The organism is Streptomyces sp. NPDC058326, from assembly GCF_042879855.1.
Classification (GTDB): domain Bacteria; phylum Actinomycetota; class Actinomycetes; order Streptomycetales; family Streptomycetaceae; genus Streptomyces.
In genome coordinates this window covers 464141-482071 of sequence record NZ_JBHVZO010000001.1, presented here as the reverse complement: position 1 = coordinate 482071, position 17931 = coordinate 464141, and the positions used below count along the sequence as shown (strand labels likewise).

The following is a 17931-nucleotide window of genomic DNA, read 5'->3' as shown; positions in this document are numbered from 1 at the left end:
GGGGTCCCCATGTCGGAGATCGGTTCGCAGTCGGCCACGCGGCACGCATCCACCCCGGACGCCGACGACCCCAAGCCCGCCGCCGGAGCCTGGGACCTGGTGACGGTCCCCGTCCGGCAGGGCCTGGAGGCCGTCGACATCCTGCGGCGCGGCGCCGCCCCCGCCGTCGGCCCCGTGGTCCACGACGGCACCTGCGACACCCTCGGCTTCCTGGTGCCGCCGGGCACCGCCGCCGCCTGGGACATGCCGGGCAGCGCCTGTACGCGGACCTCCGGGCGCGGCCTCCGTCTCCCCGAACTGCCGGAGCTGCCCGAACCGGCGGGCGACACGCCCCGGCCGGCCGGCTGGCTGCTGCCCCCGGGAGACACCGGCCCCGTCACCGATCCCGTCGTGCTCCGCGAGGCACTCGGTGAGGCGGCCCGGCTCATCGAGGCGGCCGACGGCTGCCACTGAGCCCCCGCCCGGGCGTGCCCGGATAATGGGGTCCGTGGCCAGGAACAAGCAGCGTGACCGGGCGGCCGCCGCCGCCCCCGTCGTCGAGACCGTCGACGGCGGACTCGCCGAACTCATACCCGACCGGGAACGCCCCCGCGCCTGGACGCTCCTCATCGACGGTGCCCCGCAGTCCCACGTGGACCTCGACGACCCCGCCCACCTCTCCTTCGAGTACCAGCGGCGGCTCGGCCACATCGCCGACCTCGCCGCCCCGCCGAACCGGCCGCTCCAGGTCGTCCACCTCGGCGGCGGCGCCTTCACCCTCGCCCGGTACGTCGCCGCGACCCGGCCCCGCTCCACCCAGCAGATCGTGGAACTCGACGCGCGTCTCGTCCAGCTGGTCCGCCGGGAACTGCCCCTCGACGCGGGGGCCCGTGTCCGGGTCCGCTCCACCGACGCCCGCGCCGGCCTCGCCAAGGTCCAGGACGGCTGGGCCGACCTGGTCATCGCCGACGTGTTCGGAGGGGCCCGCACCCCGGCCCATCTGACCAGCACCGAGTTCCTCGCCGAGGTACGGCGGGTGCTGCGGCCCGGCGGCCTCTACGCGGCGAACCTCGCCGACGGACCGCCTCTGACGCATCTGCGCGGCCAGATCGCCACCGCCGCCGCCGTCTTCCCGGAGCTGGCGCTGACCGCCGACCCGACGGTGCTGCGCGGCCGCCGCTTCGGCAACGCGGTGCTGCTCGCCTCCGACCGGGAGCTGCCGGTGGCCGAACTGACCCGCCGGGTCGCCACCGACCCCCACCCGGGCCGGGTGGAACACGGGCGGGCGCTCGCCGACTTCGCCGGGGGAGCGGCGCCCGTCACCGACGCGAGCGCCAGGCCCTCGCCCGCACCGCCCGCCTCCGCCTTCCGCTGAGCGCCGCCCGACGGCCCGCCGGTCTCAGGTGGCCCGGTCCTCGATCTCCACGCGGGGCGCGGTGTCGTGCCAGACGCAGAAGACGGACAGCTCACGGCCGTCCATGGTGAACGTGACCCGGATCCAGGCCGGCTGCTTCCACACCTGCATCCGCCAGCCGGAGGCGGGCGTCGCCGAGACCAGTTCGGCCGCGTTCTCCCCGAGGTCGAAGGTGACCCGGCCGCCGTCGACCGTGTAGGTCCTCACCCGCGAGTCGGAGGGGGGCGGGGTGGTGGCCGGGGGAGTCGCCCTCGTGGCCTTCGGTGTCCGTGAGGGGGGCGCCGTGGGCGCGGCCGGGGCCGTGGGCCCGTCGCTCGGCGTGGGCCTCGCGGAGGCGGGCGCGGAGGACGCGGAGGGCTCGGGCCGCCGGGTCGAGGACGACAGCGGATCGCCGGCGGCCGGGCCAGGGTCACCGGTGCTGCCGGCCGGCAGGGGCAGGGCGCGCGGAGGGTCGTACACCGTCCCGGACAGCACCGTGTGCACTCCCCACCAGGACAGCGTGACCGCCGCGCCGGTGGCGAGCGACCAGGCCAGGGCGTGAACGAGTCCTCTTCGCATCCGCGTCATACTGCACCACCCCCGGCGGGCCCGTACCGGAGGGTGGTCCACTCCAGAACATTCCCCCGTATGGCGTACGGTGCGGCCCATGGCAAGTGTGCTCGTGGTCGAGGACGACCAGTTCGTGCGCTCCGCCCTCATCCGGCAGCTCTCCGAGGCCTCCCACACGGTACGGAGCGTCGGCACGGCTCTGGAGGCGCTGCGCGAGGTCGCCCATTTCCGTTTCGACGTGGTCGTCCTGGACCTCGGACTGCCCGATCTGGACGGGTCCGAGGCGCTCAAGATGCTGCGCGGCCTCACCGACGTACCGGTCATCATCGCGACCGCGCGGGACGACGAGGCGGAGATCGTACGGCTCCTCCACGCCGGTGCCGACGACTACCTGGTGAAGCCCTTCTCCGTCGACCACCTCTCGGCCCGGATGGCCGCCGTCCTGCGCCGGGCGCGGTCCGCCGCGGGCGAGCTGCCGCCGTCCCGGGCGCTCCAGGTCGGCGGCCTCACCGTCGACCCGCTGCGCCGACAGGCGGAGCTCGACGGGGCACCTCTGGACCTGACCCGCCGCGAGTTCGACCTGCTCGCCTTCCTCGCCGGGCGCCCGGGTGTCGTCGTCCCGCGCAAGGAACTGCTCGCCGAGGTGTGGCAGCAGTCGTACGGGGACGACCAGACCATCGACGTACATCTGTCGTGGCTGCGGCGGAAGTTGGGGGAGACGGCCGCGCGGCCCCGCTATCTGCACACCCTGCGCGGGGTCGGCGTGAAGCTGGAGCCGCCCCGGGAGCCGGAACCCGCGCCCGTGCCGCCGGAGTCCCGGCCGTGAGATGGGCCCTCGTCAAGGTGTCGCTCGCCGTCACCGTCATGGTCGTCGTCGCCTTCGCCGTACCCCTCGGTCTCGTCGTCAAGGAGATGGCCCGCGACCGGGCCTTCTCCAACGCCGAACGGCGGGCCTCCGGCCTCGCCCCCGTCCTCGCCATCACCACCGACCGCGACGAGCTCGACAAGGCCGTCGCCACCACCGAGGACGGGGCCGCCGGACGGCTCGCCGTCCACGTACCCGCCGGTGAACCCGGGGCCAAGGCCCTGGAGATCGGCACCCGGCGGGCCGCCGCGGAGGACCTCGCGACCACCCGTAGGCTCGGCCGTGCCTCCATCGCCGAGGTCCCGGGCGGCTTCGCGCTGCTCCAGCCCACCGCCCTCAGCAGCGGTCAGGTCGCCGTCGTCGAACTCTTCGTCCCCGAGGGCGAGGTGTCCAACGGCGTCGCCACCGCCTGGCTGGTCCTCGCCGGAGTCGGCGTCGCCCTGATCGTCGGCTCCGTCGCCGTCGCCGACCGGCTCGGCGTCCGGATGGTCCGGCCCGCCCAGCGGCTCGCGGGCGCCGCCCACGACCTGGGCGAGGGCAGGCTCGGCGCGCGCGTCCCCGAGGAGGGGCCGCCCGAACTGAAGTCGGCCGCCGTCGCCTTCAACTCCATGGCCGACCAGGTCGTCCAACTGCTCGCCAACGAGCGCGAACTGGCCGCCGACCTCTCCCACCGGCTCCGCACCCCGCTCACCGTGCTCCGGCTCAACGCGGCCTCGCTGGGCTCGGGCCCGGCCGCCGAGCAGACCCGTACCGCCGTCGAGCAGCTGGAACGCGAGGTCGACACCATCATCCGCACGGCCCGGGACGCGAAGCCGCAGACCCAGGCGACCGGTCCCGGCGCGGGCTGCGACGCCGCCGAAGTGGTGCGCGAGCGGATGGAGTTCTGGTCGGCACTCGCCGAGGACGAGGACCGCAGGGTACGGGTCGCGGGCGTCGAGCGCCCGGTCCGCATCCCGGTCGCGCGCCCCGAACTCGTCGCCGCGCTCGACGCCCTCCTCGGCAACGTCTTCCGGCACACCCCCGAGGGCACCGCCTTCTCGATCGACCTCCACAACGGCGAGGACGCCGTCATCGTCCTCGTCTCCGACGCGGGCCCCGGCATCGCCGACCCCGCCGCCGCCCTGGCCCGCGGCAACAGCGGCGGCCGGGACGGTTCCACGGGCCTCGGCCTCGACATCGTGCGGCGGATGGCGGAGGCCACCGGTGGCGACGTCCGCATCGGGCACTCCGTCCTCGGCGGTACGGAGGTCCGGGTCTGGATCGGTCTCGACGGGCGCCGCACGGGCGGCGCGACGGGCCGCCGCGACCGGCGCCCGGCCCGCCGCCGCCGCGGGGGCACGGGCACCCGCAGGGCCGCCGAAGGCTGAGCCGTACGGAGCGGAACCTTTCGTGGTTCCGATGCCCTCCTTAAGCGGACCCTAAGAAATCCCACCCGCGCCCCCGGACGCCCTTTTGTCCGCTCGCCGGTCGCTAGCGTGCTGCCCCACCCCCTCCCCACCCCAGTACGCAGAGGCAGGCACGCGATGGCCACCAGTTCGCACCGGCGCAGGACGAGCACCAGGACCAAGGCCGTCGGCGCCGTCGTCGCCGCGGCGGTCGTCGTCGGCGCCGTCCTCGCGCTCACCGGTACGGCCCAGGCCGCCGCCGTCGGCGCCGCGTACACCAGGACCAGTTCCTGGACCGGCGGCTACACCGGCCAGTACGTCGTCACCAACGAGACCTCCAGCGTCCAGTCGGGGGGCTGGACGCTGGAGTTCGACCTGCCGGAAGGGACGACCATCGGGTCCCTCTGGAACGGCGAGCACACCGTCTCCGGCCGCCATGTCACCGTGAAGCCCGCGAGCTGGAACAAGCAGCTCGCCCCGGGCCAGTCGGTCACCGTCGGCTTCGTCACCTCCGCCGCCGGAGCGGCGGGCGACCCCGCCAACTGCCTCATCAACAAGGCGACCTGCTCCGCCGGAGGCCCCGCCCCCACCCCCAGCGGCCGCCCCACCGAGCAGCCCACCACCACGGCCTCCCCCTCGGCCACCACGAGCCCCAGGCCGACCCCCAGCGCCACGGCCACCGCGAGCCCCAAACCGACCGCCACCACGACCACGGCACCGGCCCCCACCCCGACGCCCACCACGACCGCCCCCTCGACCGGAGCCGCCGCGAAGTACGCCCCCTACGTCGACACCTCGCTCCACCCGGCGTACGACCTGCTCGCGACCGCCGACGCCACTGGCGTGAAGGAGTTCAATCTGGCCTTCATCACCTCCGGCGGCTCCTGCGCCCCGCTGTGGGGCGGAGTCACCGAGCTCGGAGACGACAAGGTCGCCGCCCAGATAGGCGCCCTCCGCGCCAAGGGCGGTGACGTCCGGGTCTCCTTCGGCGGCGCGGCCGGCCACGAGCTGGCCCTGAACTGCTCGTCGTCCTCGGCGCTCGCCGCCGCGTACGGCAAGGTCATCGACCAGTACAAGCTGACCAAGGTCGACTTCGACGTCGAGGGCGCGGCCCTGCCGGACACCGCCGCCAACACCCGCCGCTCGCAGGCCATCGCCCAGCTCCAGAAGTCCCACCCGGGCCTGAACGTCTCCTTCACCCTGCCCGTCATGCCCGAGGGACTCACCCAGCCCGGCGTCGACCTGCTCGCCGACGCGAAGAGGAATGGCGTCCGCGTCGACGCCGTCAACATCATGGCGATGGACTACGGCCCGGCGTACAGCGCGGATATGGGCACGTACGCGATCCAGGCCGCGACCGCGACCCAGGCGCAGATCAAGGGCGTCCTCGGGCTCTCCGACGCGGCCGCCTGGAAGGCCGTCGCCGTCACCCCGATGATCGGTGTCAACGACGTCCTGTCCGAGATCTTCAAGGTCGACGACGCCACCCAGCTCGTCGACTTCGCGAAGTCGAAGGGCATCGGCTGGCTCTCGATGTGGTCCTCGACCCGCGACAAGCAGTGCCCGGACGGCGCCGTGAACCGCGCCGACGCCACCTGCTCCTCGATCCTCCAGCAGCCGCTGGCCTTCACGAAGGCCTTCGCTGCCTACAGGTAAGACACCCCCTAGGCCCCCCACACCGCGCGCCCCGGCCGGAACCACCCCACCGCCGACCGGGGCGCGCACCTTTTTCGGACGGCCGAGACGGGGGGCGCCGTACTCAGCCCTTCACCGCACCCCGCATCACCCCGCCCACGATGTGCCGCCCGAACAGCGCGAGTACGACGAGCAGCGGCAGCGTCCCGAGCAGCGCCCCCGCCATCACCACCGAGGTGTCCGGCACATGCCCCCGCCCCAGGCCCGTGAGCGCCACCTGCACCGTCGGGTTCCCGGTCTGCGTCAGCACGAGCACCGGCCAGAAGAAGTCGTTCCACGCCGCCACGAACGACAGCATCCCGAGCACCGCCATCGCCGGACGCGCCGCGGGGAACACCAGGTGCCACACCACCCGCATCGTCCCCGCCCCGTCGACCCGCGCCGCCTCGAGGAGCTCCGCCGGCAGCGCCCGCAGAAGATGCTGGCGCATGAAGAACACCCCGAAGGCCGAGACGAGCGCGGGCAGGACCACCGCCTGCAGCTCGTCCGTCCACCGCAGCCGTGCGACGAGCAGATAGAGCGGTACGACCCCCAGCTGCGGCGGGATCAGCATCGTCGCGCCCACCAGCAGCAGCAGCGTGCCGCGGAACCGGAAGCGCAGCCGGGCGAACGCGAAACCGGCGAGCGTCGAGAAGAGGACCGTGCCCGCCGCCACCGCGCCCGCGACGACCGTGGTGTTGGCGAGCGCCTCCCCGAGACCGCCCTCGGCCCAGGCGATCCCCAGGTTCCGCGGCAGGTTCCGCCCGAACCGGAACGGCGGCGGCGCCGACGCGAGGCGCGTGCTCGTCCGCGAGGCCGCCACCGCCGTCCACACCAGCGGGAAGAGGGAGACCACCGTGAAGAGACCGAGCAGCGTGTACGTGCCCCAGCCCGCCCGCACCGTCCGCATCAGGCCGCCCTCCACGTCCGCTTGAGGTCTGCCGGTGTCCGCATCAGGCACCCTTCCCGCGCAGCACCGGCCGCAGCAGTCGCGCCGCGCCGAAGAGCACCACCAGGATCAGCAGCATCGCCCAGGCGATGGCCGCCGCCCGCCCGAGGTGCAGGTTCACCCAGCCCTGCTCGTACAGATAGAGCCCCAGCGTCTGGTACTGGTGGTCCGCCCCGCCCGACGCCCCCGCCCCGCTGTTGAACAGCAGCGGCTCACCGAACAGCTGTGTCGCGCCGATCGTCGACACCAGGACCGTGAAGAGCAGCGCGGGCCGCAGCCCCGGCAGCGTCACATGCAGGAACTGCCGCCACCGCGAGGCCCCGTCGAGCGCCGCCGCCTCGTACAGCTCGCGCGGGACGGTCTGCATCGCCGCCAGGTAGATGAGCGCGTTGTAGCCCGTCCAGCGCCAGATCACGATCGACGAGACGGCGACCTTCGAGGCCCACGGACCGTTCTGCCAGTCCACCGGGTCGATCCCGACGAGCCCGAGAGCCCAGTTCACCATCCCCTGGTCCCGGCCGAAGAGCAGCGCGAAGACGAGCGTCGCCGCGGCCACCGAGGTCGCGTACGGGGCGAGCGCCACCACCCGGAAGGCAAGGCGTCCCCGCAGCCGCACGTCGAGCAGGTGCGCCACGCCGAGCGCGAGCAGCAGCTGCGGAACGGTGGCGAGGACACCGATGGCGACGGTGTTGAAGAGGGCGTTCCAGAAGAACTCGTCCTGCAGCAGCCGGACGTAGTTGTGCGGCCCGACCCACTCCCGGGCCTCCGGCGCGGTCAGCTCCACCCGGAACAGCGAGGTCCAGGCGGTGGCGACCAGCGGGAAGAGACCGAACGCCCCGAAGAGCACGAAGAACGGCGCGACGAGCACATACGGAGCGGAGCGCGACCGCAGCCGGCCGAGGCGCTCCCGCCCCCGGACCGGTTCCGGCCTCAGGGGCGCGGCGGCGGGCGGTGGGACGGGCGAACCGGCGGGCGGCAGGAAGGGATCCACGGGGTCCTTCGTCTGGGTCACGGACGCTCACCGGTCCAGCGCGTTGTCGATCGCCTTCATCGCCGCCCGCCATGCCGAGTCGGGCGACCGCCCGGTCTGGTCGACCTGGAGCATCCCCGTGTCGGAGAGGATCTGGTTGACGAGCCCGTCCTTGGGCCCCACCGGGGCCAGCGGCACCCCCCGCGCGGCCGCCGCGTAGAGCGGGCCGGTCGGCGCGTCGCCGAAGTAGGGGTGCCGCGCGTCCGCCACCTCCGGCAGCCGGTACGCGGCGGAGGCGCTCGGGAAGCCGCCGCGCCGGGCGAACAGCCGGGCCTGCTGCTCGGGCGCGGTCAGCCAGGCCGCGAGCCGGGCGGCCTCGGCCCGCTGCCGCCCGGCGGACGGCACGACGAGGAACGAACCTCCCCAGTTGCCGGGCCGCGGCGCCACCGTCACGTCCCACCGCCCGCGCGCGGCCGGACCTGCCTTGTCCTGGATGTAGGCGAGCATCCACGCCGGACAGGCGATCGTGGCGAAGGCCCCGCGGGCGAACGCCTGGTCCCAGTCGGGCGTGAACTGCTGGAGCCGGGCCGTCAGCCCCTGCCGGGCGAAGTCCGCGGCGAGGTCCCAGGCGGCCCGGACGTGCGGGTTGTTCGCCACGACCAGCTCGCCGCGCGCGTCGTAGTAGCGCAGCGGCGCGCCCGAGACGGCGGCGGCGAGCACCCCGGAGGCGGAGTCGGTGAACGCCACGCCTTCGGGGGCGCGTTCGGCGAAGCGCCGCCCGACCTCCTCGTATCTCCGCCAGTCCCCGGCCCACAGCCGTCCGACGGTCTCCCGGTCGGTGGGCAGCCCGGCCGCCGCGAAGTGGTCCTTGCGGTAGCAGAGGGCCAGGGGGCCGATGTCCGTGCCGAGCCCGAGGGTGCGGCCGTCGGGAGTGGTGGCCTGCGCCCACTTCCATGAAAGGAAGGCCTGCTCGTCGACGCCGGGCGCGGAGCCGAGGTCGTCGAGCCGTCCGGCCTGGGTGGCGACGACCTCGGAGATGTTGCCGACCTCGACGGCCTGGACGTCGGCGAGGCCGGAGCCGGCGGTGAGGTGGGTGAGCAGCTGCGGGTAGTAGACGTCGTTGCGGGCGAGCGAGGTCTGCCGGACGGCGACGTCCGGACGGAGCCGCATGTACGCGTCGTAGAGCCCGGCCTCCTGGAAGCCGAACTCCCCGAAGACGCCGACGGTGAGGGTGACCGGCCGTCCGGCGCCGTCGACGCGTTCGCGGCCGGGTACGGGGGACGGTTCCGGCGGGTCGGTGGCGCACCCGGCACAGAGCGCGGCGCCGAGGAGGAGGGCGAGGGCGAGGGCGAGGACGGTGAGCGGTTCGCCTCCGGCGGCGCCGCGCCTCCTCCTCCACCACATGGCCCCGACCGTAGTGCGCGGTTCGTCCGGGGGCGGGGACCCACCCGGCGCCACCACCCGTCCGGCCGAGCGCCGTCGAACGTCTTCGACGGTTCCCGGACCTTGACCGTGTTCTGACAGCCCCCAATAGTGGGAGCGCTCCCATACCCCCTCTCCGACAGGACCCCCATGCGCCGATCACGACACCTCCTGGCGGGGCTCGCCCTGACCGCCGGCCTCCTCGCAGGAGCGGCACCCCACGTCACCGCCGCACCGGCCCCCGCCGAGCCCGCCGCCACGAGCGCCTCGTACACCTGGAAGAACGCCCGGATCGACGGCGGCGGCTTCGTCCCCGGCATCGTCTTCAACCGCAGCGAGAAGAACCTCGCCTACGCCCGCACCGACATCGGCGGCGCCTACCGCTGGAACCAGGCCGCCTCCTCCTGGACCCCGCTCCTCGACCACATCGGCTGGGACGACTGGGGCCACACCGGAGTCGTCGGCCTCGCCACCGACTCCGTCGACCCCGACCGCGTCTACGCCGCCGTCGGCACCTACACCAACGACTGGGACCCCGGCAACGGCGCCGTCCTCCGCTCCGCCGACCGGGGCGCCACCTGGCAGCGTGCCGACCTCCCCTTCAAGCTCGGCGGCAACATGCCGGGCCGCGGCATGGGCGAACGCCTCGCGATCGACCCGCACAAGAACAGCGTCCTCTACCTCGGCACCCCCAGCGGCAACGGCCTCTGGCGCTCCACCGACTCCGGCGCCACCTGGTCGAAGGTCACCTCCTTCACCAACCCCGGCGGCTACCAGCAGGACCCCACCGACACCAGCGGCTACAACTCGGACGAGCAGGGCATCGTCTGGGTCACCTTCGACGAGTCCACCGGCACCGCCGGCCGCGCCACGAGCACGATCTACGTCGGCGTCGGCGACAAGCAGAACGCCGTCTACCGCTCCACCGACGCGGGCGCCACCTGGACCCGGCTGCCCGGCCAGCCCACCGGCTACCTCGCCCACAAGGGCGTCCTCGACGCGGAGAACGGCTACCTCTACCTCGCGTACAGCGACACGGCGGGCCCGTACGACGGCGGCAAGGGCCAGGTCTGGCGGTACGCCACCGCCACCGGCACCTGGACGGACATCAGCCCCGTCGCCGAGGCCGACACCTACCACGGCTTCAGCGGCCTCACCGTCGACCGGCAGCGCCCCGGCACCGTCATGGTCTCCGCCTACAGCTCCTGGTATCCCGACACCCAGCTCTTCCGCTCCACCGACAGCGGCGGGACGTGGACCAGGGCCTGGGACTACAGCTCGTACCCGAACCGCGCCAACCGCTACACCATGGACGTCTCCTCCTCTCCCTGGCTGACCTGGGGAGGCAACCCCGCGCCGCCCGAGCAGACCCCGAAGCTCGGCTGGATGACCGAGGCCCTGGAGATCGACCCCTTCGACTCGAACCGCATGATGTACGGCACCGGCGCCACCATCTACGGCACCACCGAACTCACCAGGTGGGACACCGGCACGAACTTCACCATCAGGCCGATGGTCCAGGGCCTTGAGGAGACCGCGGTCCTCGACCTGGCGTCGCCGCCCTCCGGGGCCCCGCTGATCAGCGCGCTCGGCGACATCGGCGGCTTCCGGCACACGGACCTCACCAAGGTCCCCCCGATGATGTTCACCGGCCCCAACTTCACCTCCACCACCAGCGTCGACTTCGCCGAGACCAAGCCCGCCGCCGTCGTCCGCGCCGGGCACCTCGACGGCGGCCCGCGCGTCGCCTTCTCCACCGACAACGGCGCCTCCTGGACCGGGGGACAGGAGCCCGCGGGCGTCACCGGCGGTGGCACGGTCGCGGCGGGCGCCGACGGCACCCGGTTCGTCTGGAGCCCCGAGGGCACCGGCGTCCACACCGGCACCGGAGGCGCCTGGACGGCGTCCACCGGCATCCCGGCCGGTGCGACCGTCGAATCCGACCGCGTCGACCCGCTCACCTTCTACGGTGTCGCGGCCGGCACCTTCTACGCCAGCACCGACGGCGGCCGGACCTTCACCGCCAGGGCCACCGGCCTCCCGGCCAAGGGCAACATCCGCTTCAAGGCCGTCCCCGGCAAGAAGGGCGACATCTGGCTCGCGGGCGGCGCGACCGACGCCACGTACGGCCTCTGGCACTCCACCGACGGCGGCGCCACCTTCACCCGCGTCACCGGCGTCGAGCAGGCCGACACCATCGGCTTCGGAAAGGCCGCCCCGGGAGCCACCTACCCCGCCCTCTACACGAGCGCCAAGATCGGCGGAGTCCGCGGCATCTTCCGCTCCACCGACGCGGGCGCGAGCTGGGTGCGGATCAACGACGACGCCCACCAGTGGGGCTGGACCGGCGGCGCCATCACCGGCGACCCCCGGGTCTACGGCCGGGTGTACGTCTCCACCAACGGCCGAGGCGTCATCTACGGCGACACGGCCGAGACCGGCGGCGACAACGGCGGCGGCACCGAGCCCCCCACCGGCGCCTGCAAGGTCGCGTACAAGGTGACCAACCAGTGGCAGGGCGGCTTCCAGGCCGACATCACCCTGACCAACACCTCCACCACCGCCTGGACCGGCTGGAAGCTCGGCTGGGACTACCCGGCGGGCCAGCGGGTCGGCCAGATGTGGAACGCCACCCCGGCCCAGAGCGGCACCGCCGTCACCGCGCAGAACGTCGGCTGGAACGGCTCCGTCGCCGCCGGCGCCTCCGCCTCCTTCGGCTTCACCGGCACCTGGACCGGCACCAACCCCGCACCGGCCGCCTTCACCCTCGGAGGTGCGGCGTGCTCCGTCGCCTGACCGCCGCGGCGGCGCTCCTGGCCGCCGCCCTGACCGCCACGCCCGCGGCCGCCGCCGACACCCCGCTGCGCGACCTCGCCGAGGCCCGGGGGATCTACCTCGGCACCGCCGTCACCGCCGGGAAGCTCACCGGCGGATACGCGGACGTCGCCGGGGCCCAGTTCGGCTCCGTCACCCCCGGCAACGAGATGAAGTGGGGCTCCGTCGAGCCCACCCGGGGCGCCTACGACTGGGCCGGCGCCGACCGGGTCGTCGCCTTCGCCGAGGCCCACGGCCAGCAGGTCCGCGGCCACACCCTCGTCTGGCACAGCCAGCTGCCGTCCTGGGTGAGCGACGGCACCTGGACCGCGGACCAGCTCCGTACCGTCATGACCGACCACATCGCCGCCGAGGCCGGCCGCTACAAGGGCCGCGTCGACCACTGGGACGTCGTCAACGAACCCCTGAACGAGGACGGCACCCTCCGGCAGTCCGTCTTCGGCGCCACCCTCGGCGAGTCGTACATCGCCGACGCCTTCCGCGCCGCCCGCGCCGCCGACCCGGCCGCCAAGCTCTATCTGAACGACTACTCGACCGACGCGATCGGCGCGAAGAGCGACGGCATGTACAACCTGGTGAAACGGCTCCTCGCGCAGGGCGTCCCGGTCGACGGCGTCGGCTTCCAGGCCCACCTGATCCTCGGCCAGGTGCCCGCCTCCCTGGAGGCCAACCTCCGCCGCTTCGCCGACCTCGGCGTGGACGTGGCGATCACCGAACTGGACATCCGGATGCCCCTGCCGGCGACGGCCGAGAAGCTCGACCGGCAGAAGGCCGACTACGCCGCCGTCCTCCGTGCCTGCCTGGCCGTCACCCGCTGCGCGGGCGTCACCGTCTGGGGCTTCACGGACTCCGACTCCTGGATCCCGGACTTCTTCCCCGGCGAGGGCGCGGCGACCCCGTACGACGAGAACCTGAACCCGAAACCGGCGCACGCCGGGATCGCCGGGACGCTCGCTCCGGTGACCCCGCCGGCCCCGGGTGTGTGCTCCGTCACGTATGCGGTCAGCAGTCAGTGGACGGGCGGTTTCACCGCCCAGGTCACCCTCCGCAACACGGGCACGGCAGCCCTCGCCGGCTGGACCGTCCGCTGGACCCAGCCGGCGGGGCAGCGGGTCACCCAGGCCTGGAACGCGACGGTGACCCAGACCGGCGCAGAGGTGACGGCCACCCCTCTCCCGTACAACACGACGCTGCCGCCCGGCGGCACCGTCTCCTTCGGGTTCAACGGCGCCTGGACGGGCACCAACCCGCCCCCGGCGGCGCTCACCTGTACCTGAGACACACGAAAACGACCGAGGCCCCGGTTCTTTCGAACCGGGGCCTCGGCCTTCAGGGTGAGTAACGGGACTTGAACCCGCGACATCCTGGACCACAACCAGGTGCTCTGCCAGCTGAGCTATACCCACCATGCCCGGCGGTTTCCCCGAAGGTTTCCCTGACCGGCCGAGAAGAAGTCTACAGGGTTCCGGAGGGTGCTCGCGCCCCCATTGTCCGAGGGCGCGAGCGGGGCGTCATCCGGCGGTCATTCCGCGGGCAGCACGTGGCGGGCCGCGATCTGCTTCGCGGTCTCCGAGTCGGGACCGGGCTGCGGGACGAAGACCGCCTCCCGGTAGTAGCGCAGCTCCGCGATGGACTCGCGGATGTCGGCGAGCGCCCGGTGGTTGCCGTTCTTCTCCGGACTGTTGAAGTACGCCCTCGGGTACCAGCGGCGGGCCAGTTCCTTGACCGAGGAGACATCGACGATCCGGTAGTGCAGGTGGCTCTCCAGAGCCGGCATGTCCCGGGCGAGGAAGCCACGGTCCGTGGAGACCGAGTTCCCGCACAGGGGCGCCTTGCCGGGTTCCTTCACGTGCTCGCGGATGTACGCGAGGACCTGCGCCTCGGCGTCGGCGAGGGTGGTGCCGCCGGGCAGCGCGTCGAGCAGTCCCGAGGCCGTGTGCATCTGGCGCACGATCTCCGGCATGGTCTCCAGGGCCGCGTCCGGCGGGCGGACCACGATGTCCACCCCGTCGCCGAGCACGTTCAGTTCCGAGTCGGTGACCAGCGCGGCCACCTCGATGAGTGCGTCGTCCGTCAACGAGAGCCCGGTCATCTCGCAGTCGATCCACACCATGCGATCGTTCATGCGTCCTACCTTAGGGCCCTGGGCCATGGCGTGGGCCCCGCCGGTCACGCCGACGGGCGCCCGGGGGAGGTGTCCCGGGCGCCCGTCGGTCCTGCGGTGCGCCGCTTGTGGCCGCGCGGGTCGGTGTTACGGCGCGCTGCGCTGGCCCGGCAGCGCGGCGCGTCCCGGGGCGTAGGCGTCGGACTGCGGCTTTCCCGGCTCCAGCGGGGACGCCGGGCGCCTGAGGCCCGCCGCGACCTGGGCGGGCACGACCGCGTCGAGCACCGCCGTGCCGGAGTCGCCCTGCGGCCGCCGCGCGCGGTACGCCGCCCGGTAGGCGGCCGGCGAGGAGCCGAGCTGCCGCCGGAAGTGGCCGCGCAGGGCCACCGGCGAGCGGAAGCCGCACCTGCCCGCGACCTCGTCGACCGAGTAGTCGGAGGTCTCGAGCAGCCGCTGGGCCTGCAGGACCCGCTGGGTGATCAGCCACTGCAGCGGAGCCGAACCGGTCAGCGAGCGGAACCGGCGGTCGAAGGTCCGCCGTGACATGTACGCGCGGGCCGCCAGGGTCTCCACGTCGAACTGCTCGTGGAGGTGCTCAAGCGCCCAGGCGACGACCTCGGCCAGCGGGTCGGCGCCGATCTCCTCTGGTAAAGACCTGTCGAGGTAGCGCTCCTGACCGCCGCTGCGCCGCGGCGGGACGACCAGCCGGCGCGCCAGGGCGCCCGCGGCCTCCGTGCCGTGGTCGGTCCGCACGATGTGCAGACACAGATCGATTCCGGCCGCGGTGCCGGCGGAGGTCAGGACGTCACCGTCGTCGACGAAGAGCTCCCGGGGGTCCACATGGACCGACGGGTAGCGCTTGGCGAGCGTCGGCGCGTACATCCAGTGCGTGGTCGCCGGGCGGCCGTCGAGCAGGCCGGCCGCGGCGAGGACGAAGGCGCCGGTGCAGAGACCGACGATTCTCGCGCCCTCCTCGTGGGCCCGGCGCAGCGCTTCGAGCGCCTCCGGCGGCGGCGGCGAGGTGATCGACCGCCAGGCCGGGACGACGACGGTGCCCGCGCGGCCGATGGCCTCCAGGCCGTACGGCGCGGTCAGTTCGAGTCCACCGGTGGTCCGCAGCGGGCCGTCCTCGCCCGCACAGACGAGCAGCCGGTAGCGGGGCACTCCGGCGTCCTGCCGGTCGATGCCGAACACGGAGAGCGGGATGGAGCTCTCGAAGATGGGGCCGCCACTGAACAGCAGCACCGCGACGACTTCGCGACGGCGGCGCCCGGTCAGTTTCCGTGCGGCCTCCGGTGCGGCGGAGTCCTGGCTCATGACGCTAAGCCCCCCTCGGTGTTCGCGTCTCCCTGGTCGTGTCGCTCCTGCACGTTTCCCCTCGGTTTTGCACGAGACCCCAGTCTTCGGTACCCATGATCGAATCTACTGTGTCCCGTGGCGCCGGCGTGACAAGTTCTTCATCCGATGGATTGTCGACAAGGCCACTTGGCGCGAAGCGATCGATCGCGAAGTCTGCCGTCCGGGGGCCCCGAGGGGAAGGCGCGGCGCCGCGAACGCCCCCGTACGCGGGGGGTGCGGGCCTTGGGGGACGGGCATTCTCGGGTGTCGGTGCCGGGGTTGGGCAACCGTTCCGCCAAGGACTCGCCGAGAGATGGAACTTGGCTGAAAACATATGGGTTCGGGTGTACGAACCTGTCAACTCGAAGAGGGGCGGGACCGGTGGGGGCGCCGGTTCGACCCGGTTTCGCCCGCCCCGCGGCGCCCCCCGCGCTCCGAGCGGCGCAGCAGCACCCGGCAGGCCGCCGTCACCGAGAGGAGGCCGAGCGCGGTGCCGGCGGCGCCGCCGAGCGAGGTGCCGTAGACGACGAGGACCACCGGGACCAGCACGCAGCAGAAGACCGCCCAGCGGACGACGTCACCGGCCTGGTCCGCCGCTCCGGTCCCCGGGACCGCTCCGGCCGCCCCCGGGGCCGTCTCCGTCTCCCCGGCCGTCTCCCCGGCCGTCGTGGCGGCCGGGAAGAGAGGGGAGGGGGCGGGGGCCCTGCGGCGTCCGCGGGGCGCGGCGAGTGCGGGGGCGGGGGTGGCGGAGGTCTGGCCGGCGGCGGTCGATGGTGCGGGCACGGGCGGGCTCCCTGCGACGGTGGGCTGGACCTGTGGCAACGAGGAGTGGAACGTTCCGGTCACTCTGGGCGACGTCCGTTTGGCCCCCGTACGGACGCCTGTAGGACACAACCGGCATTGCCAGATCCCGAGCCGCTCGTGCATGCTCCCTGGAACGCCGCGCGCGAGCGGCGGGCACGCCGGGAGTGGCACGGCGGGCTCTGGGCAGGAGAGGAGTGTCGCCGTACCCTTGGGGGTATGGGCTTGGGAAGATGATTCCCGGACACACAGCTCCGCCGCCACCCCTGTTCCGTCTCTCCCTGTTCCCCGTCCCTTCCCACGAGGACCCTCTTCGCCGAGACACCGATGGCCGGTCACGAATTCCCCGAACCCGCGGACCGCAAGCGCGTCGCCGACTCCACGGTCGACCCCCTCGCGGTCGAACAGCCACGTCATGCCTGCGACCCGGCCTTCCGGCACGGGGTGGTCGTCGGCTTCGACGGCTCCACGTCCAGTGAGCGCGCCCTCGCGTACGCCATCGGCATGGCCCGCCGCTCCGGCTCGGGCCTGATCATCGTGCACGTGGCCAACCGGCTGCCCACCACGGTGTGGGCCGGCTGCGAGCCCCCGGTCTTCGTCGACGTGCCCGACCACCGCACCGAGGTCCTCGGTCTCGAGCTCGCCTGCGCCGAGCACCTCTCCGAGGTGCCCTGGATCCTCGTCGAGCGCGGCGGGGACATCTGCCACGAGCTGGAGGAGGTCGGCCGTGAGTACTCGGCCGACGCGATCGTGGTCGGCTCCACGCACGGGATCGTCGGACGGATCTTCGGCTCGGTGGCCGGGCGCCTCGCCCGCCGCGCCCAGCGGCCCGTGATCGTCATCCCGTAGGAGCCCCGCCCCGCGGGTTCCGATCCTCAACTGCCTTCATCCGGCCATAAATTCGGCCTTCCTCAGGTGAATTGTGTGCTTGTGAAGGGTAGATAAGGGTCACCGGATCACAGCAGCTCACGCAGCACGACTGCACTCCTGAAGGGAGCCCGCCGTGGACAAAGACGTCGCCGCGGGAAACAGCACCTCCACTCTCGGCCACCTCGCGCTCGGACTGACCCTGTTGGCCTTCGGCCTCGGCGGTACGGGCGTCATCGACAACGTCGCGGCAGCGGATGCCGCGGGCCTCGCCACCTGGGTCGGCGGGGTGGCGCTCTTCCTCGTCGGCATGCTCGCCCTCCGCGCGGGCGACAAGGGCGAGGGCACGGCGTTCGCGGCGCTGGGCGCCTTCTGGTTCACCTGGGGCACCGCCGTCGGCGGCGGCGCCTCGGCCGACGCGGTCGGCGTCTTCATGCTCCTGTGGGCGCTCCTCGCCCTCACCCTGACGATGGCGGCCTCGGGCAGCGGCCTGTTCGGACAGGGCGTGTACGGGCTGCTGTTCCTCGCGCTGCTGCTGCTCGGCATCGGGGCGCTCGCCGGCAGCGGGGGCCTCGGCAAGGCCGGCGGCTGGGTCGCGGCCGTGGCGGGCCTCGTCGCCTGGTACGGCGCGACGGCGGCCGTCGCCGGCTGGCCGATGGCCCTCGGCAGGGCGAACCGCGGCGCCGCCACGGCGAGCTGACCGTACGCGCACGAGGAAAAGCGGTCCCTGTGCACCTGGGTGTGCACAGGGACCGCTTCGTGTCCGGCCGATCCGCCGG

16 protein-coding genes and 1 tRNA gene are annotated in these 17931 nt (G+C 73.4%); 9 read left to right on the top strand and 8 right to left on the bottom strand.

Features of this window, described 5'->3' with window-relative positions:
• The first annotated feature begins 9 nt into the window (after nt 1–9).
• Together ACFVYX_RS02035 and ACFVYX_RS02030 are read left to right on the top strand one after the other, a co-directional pair.
• Complete coding sequence (locus ACFVYX_RS02035) at nt 10–453, top strand: hypothetical protein (protein WP_389679331.1); 444 nt, start codon at nt 10–12, stop codon at nt 451–453.
• Nucleotides 454–478: 25 nt separating this feature from the next.
• Nucleotides 479–1354: a spermidine synthase gene (locus ACFVYX_RS02030; RefSeq protein ID WP_389679330.1), complete on the top strand. Its 876-nt coding sequence runs from the start codon at nt 479–481 to the stop codon at nt 1352–1354.
• A gap of 24 nt (nt 1355–1378) precedes the next feature.
• Here ACFVYX_RS02030 and ACFVYX_RS02025 read toward each other — a convergent pair whose 3' ends face one another.
• On the bottom strand, nt 1379–1960 hold the full coding sequence (locus ACFVYX_RS02025; protein ID WP_389679329.1) for a hypothetical protein: 582 nt from the start codon (nt 1958–1960) through the stop codon (nt 1379–1381).
• 79 nt (nt 1961–2039) lie between these two features.
• Between ACFVYX_RS02025 and ACFVYX_RS02020 the strand changes: the two genes are divergently transcribed.
• The 3 genes from ACFVYX_RS02020 to ACFVYX_RS02010 all read left to right on the top strand — a co-directional run bounded on the left by ACFVYX_RS02020 (nt 2040) and on the right by ACFVYX_RS02010 (nt 5848).
• The gene (locus ACFVYX_RS02020) at nt 2040–2768 is read left to right on the top strand and encodes a response regulator transcription factor (protein ID WP_389679328.1); all 729 of its coding nucleotides are present in this window, start codon (nt 2040–2042) and stop codon (nt 2766–2768) included.
• Entirely contained in the window at nt 2765–4174 is a 1410-nt protein-coding gene (locus ACFVYX_RS02015) for an ATP-binding protein (protein ID WP_389679327.1), read from the top strand. The genes ACFVYX_RS02020 and ACFVYX_RS02015 overlap by 4 nt, the downstream gene beginning before the upstream one ends.
• A gap of 156 nt (nt 4175–4330) precedes the next feature.
• Entirely contained in the window at nt 4331–5848 is a 1518-nt protein-coding gene (locus ACFVYX_RS02010) for a cellulose binding domain-containing protein (RefSeq protein ID WP_389679326.1), read from the top strand.
• Between the two features lie 103 nt (nt 5849–5951).
• Here the strand turns inward: ACFVYX_RS02010 and ACFVYX_RS02005 are convergent, their stop codons facing one another.
• From ACFVYX_RS02005 to ACFVYX_RS01995, 3 genes are read right to left on the bottom strand one after another with little or no spacing between them, the layout of a single operon-like run.
• Entirely contained in the window at nt 5952–6776 is an 825-nt protein-coding gene (locus ACFVYX_RS02005) for a carbohydrate ABC transporter permease (protein ID WP_389679325.1), read from the bottom strand.
• Between the two features lie 43 nt (nt 6777–6819).
• Entirely contained in the window at nt 6820–7794 is a 975-nt protein-coding gene (locus ACFVYX_RS02000) for a carbohydrate ABC transporter permease (protein WP_389679502.1), read from the bottom strand.
• Nucleotides 7795–7833: 39 nt separating this feature from the next.
• Nucleotides 7834–9189 carry an ABC transporter substrate-binding protein gene (locus ACFVYX_RS01995; RefSeq protein ID WP_389679324.1) on the bottom strand — a complete coding sequence of 452 codons (1356 nt, stop codon included), beginning with the start codon at nt 9187–9189 and terminating at the stop codon, nt 7834–7836.
• Between the two features lie 168 nt (nt 9190–9357).
• Between ACFVYX_RS01995 and ACFVYX_RS01990 the strand changes: the two genes are divergently transcribed.
• A complete protein-coding gene (locus ACFVYX_RS01990; RefSeq protein ID WP_389679323.1) occupies nt 9358–12003 on the top strand; it encodes a cellulose binding domain-containing protein in 2646 nt (881 codons plus the stop codon).
• The gene (locus ACFVYX_RS01985; protein WP_389679322.1) at nt 11988–13319 is read left to right on the top strand and encodes an endo-1,4-beta-xylanase; all 1332 of its coding nucleotides are present in this window, start codon (nt 11988–11990) and stop codon (nt 13317–13319) included. The genes ACFVYX_RS01990 and ACFVYX_RS01985 overlap by 16 nt, the downstream gene beginning before the upstream one ends.
• A gap of 56 nt (nt 13320–13375) precedes the next feature.
• Here the strand turns inward: ACFVYX_RS01985 and ACFVYX_RS01980 are convergent.
• From ACFVYX_RS01980 to ACFVYX_RS01965, 4 genes are all read right to left on the bottom strand, one after another.
• Nucleotides 13376–13448 (bottom strand) — tRNA-His (locus tag ACFVYX_RS01980).
• A gap of 116 nt (nt 13449–13564) precedes the next feature.
• Nucleotides 13565–14167: an oligoribonuclease gene (orn, locus tag ACFVYX_RS01975; protein WP_389679321.1), complete on the bottom strand. Its 603-nt coding sequence runs from the start codon at nt 14165–14167 to the stop codon at nt 13565–13567.
• A 126-nt stretch (nt 14168–14293) separates the two neighbouring features.
• Nucleotides 14294–15463: a helix-turn-helix domain-containing protein gene (locus ACFVYX_RS01970; RefSeq protein WP_389679320.1), complete on the bottom strand. Its 1170-nt coding sequence runs from the start codon at nt 15461–15463 to the stop codon at nt 14294–14296.
• A 378-nt stretch (nt 15464–15841) separates the two neighbouring features.
• Complete coding sequence (locus ACFVYX_RS01965; RefSeq protein WP_389679319.1) at nt 15842–16267, bottom strand: hypothetical protein; 426 nt, start codon at nt 16265–16267, stop codon at nt 15842–15844.
• A 345-nt stretch (nt 16268–16612) separates the two neighbouring features.
• Here ACFVYX_RS01965 and ACFVYX_RS01960 point away from each other — a divergent pair, with 345 nt between their 5' ends.
• Both ACFVYX_RS01960 and ACFVYX_RS01955 read left to right on the top strand, forming a co-directional pair.
• Nucleotides 16613–17134, top strand: coding sequence for a universal stress protein (locus ACFVYX_RS01960; protein ID WP_015033782.1), 522 nt, complete (start codon nt 16613–16615; stop codon nt 17132–17134).
• A gap of 154 nt (nt 17135–17288) precedes the next feature.
• Nucleotides 17289–17852, top strand: a complete 564-nt coding sequence (locus ACFVYX_RS01955) for a GPR1/FUN34/YaaH family transporter (RefSeq protein ID WP_389679318.1) — start codon at nt 17289–17291, stop codon at nt 17850–17852.
• Nucleotides 17853–17931: the final 79 nt, after the last annotated feature.

Bases quoted from the DNA above. Each gene is read 5' to 3' on its own strand.
- ACFVYX_RS01960 (WP_015033782.1), top strand. From the start codon at position 16,613: ATGGCCGGTCACGAATTCCCCGAACCCGCGGACCGCAAGCGCGTCGCC.
- ACFVYX_RS02030 (WP_389679330.1), top strand. From the start codon at position 479: ATGGGGTCCGTGGCCAGGAACAAGCAGCGTGACCGGGCGGCCGCCGCC.
- ACFVYX_RS02020 (WP_389679328.1), top strand. From the start codon at position 2,040: ATGGCAAGTGTGCTCGTGGTCGAGGACGACCAGTTCGTGCGCTCCGCC.
- ACFVYX_RS02025 (WP_389679329.1), bottom strand. From the start codon at position 1,960: ATGACGCGGATGCGAAGAGGACTCGTTCACGCCCTGGCCTGGTCGCTC.
- ACFVYX_RS02005 (WP_389679325.1), bottom strand. From the start codon at position 6,776: ATGCGGACGGTGCGGGCGGGCTGGGGCACGTACACGCTGCTCGGTCTC.
- ACFVYX_RS01970 (WP_389679320.1), bottom strand. From the start codon at position 15,463: ATGAGCCAGGACTCCGCCGCACCGGAGGCCGCACGGAAACTGACCGGG.
- orn (WP_389679321.1), bottom strand. From the start codon at position 14,167: ATGAACGATCGCATGGTGTGGATCGACTGCGAGATGACCGGGCTCTCG.
- ACFVYX_RS01995 (WP_389679324.1), bottom strand. From the start codon at position 9,189: ATGTGGTGGAGGAGGAGGCGCGGCGCCGCCGGAGGCGAACCGCTCACC.
- ACFVYX_RS02035 (WP_389679331.1), top strand. From the start codon at position 10: ATGTCGGAGATCGGTTCGCAGTCGGCCACGCGGCACGCATCCACCCCG.
- ACFVYX_RS02010 (WP_389679326.1), top strand. From the start codon at position 4,331: ATGGCCACCAGTTCGCACCGGCGCAGGACGAGCACCAGGACCAAGGCC.
- ACFVYX_RS01990 (WP_389679323.1), top strand. From the start codon at position 9,358: ATGCGCCGATCACGACACCTCCTGGCGGGGCTCGCCCTGACCGCCGGC.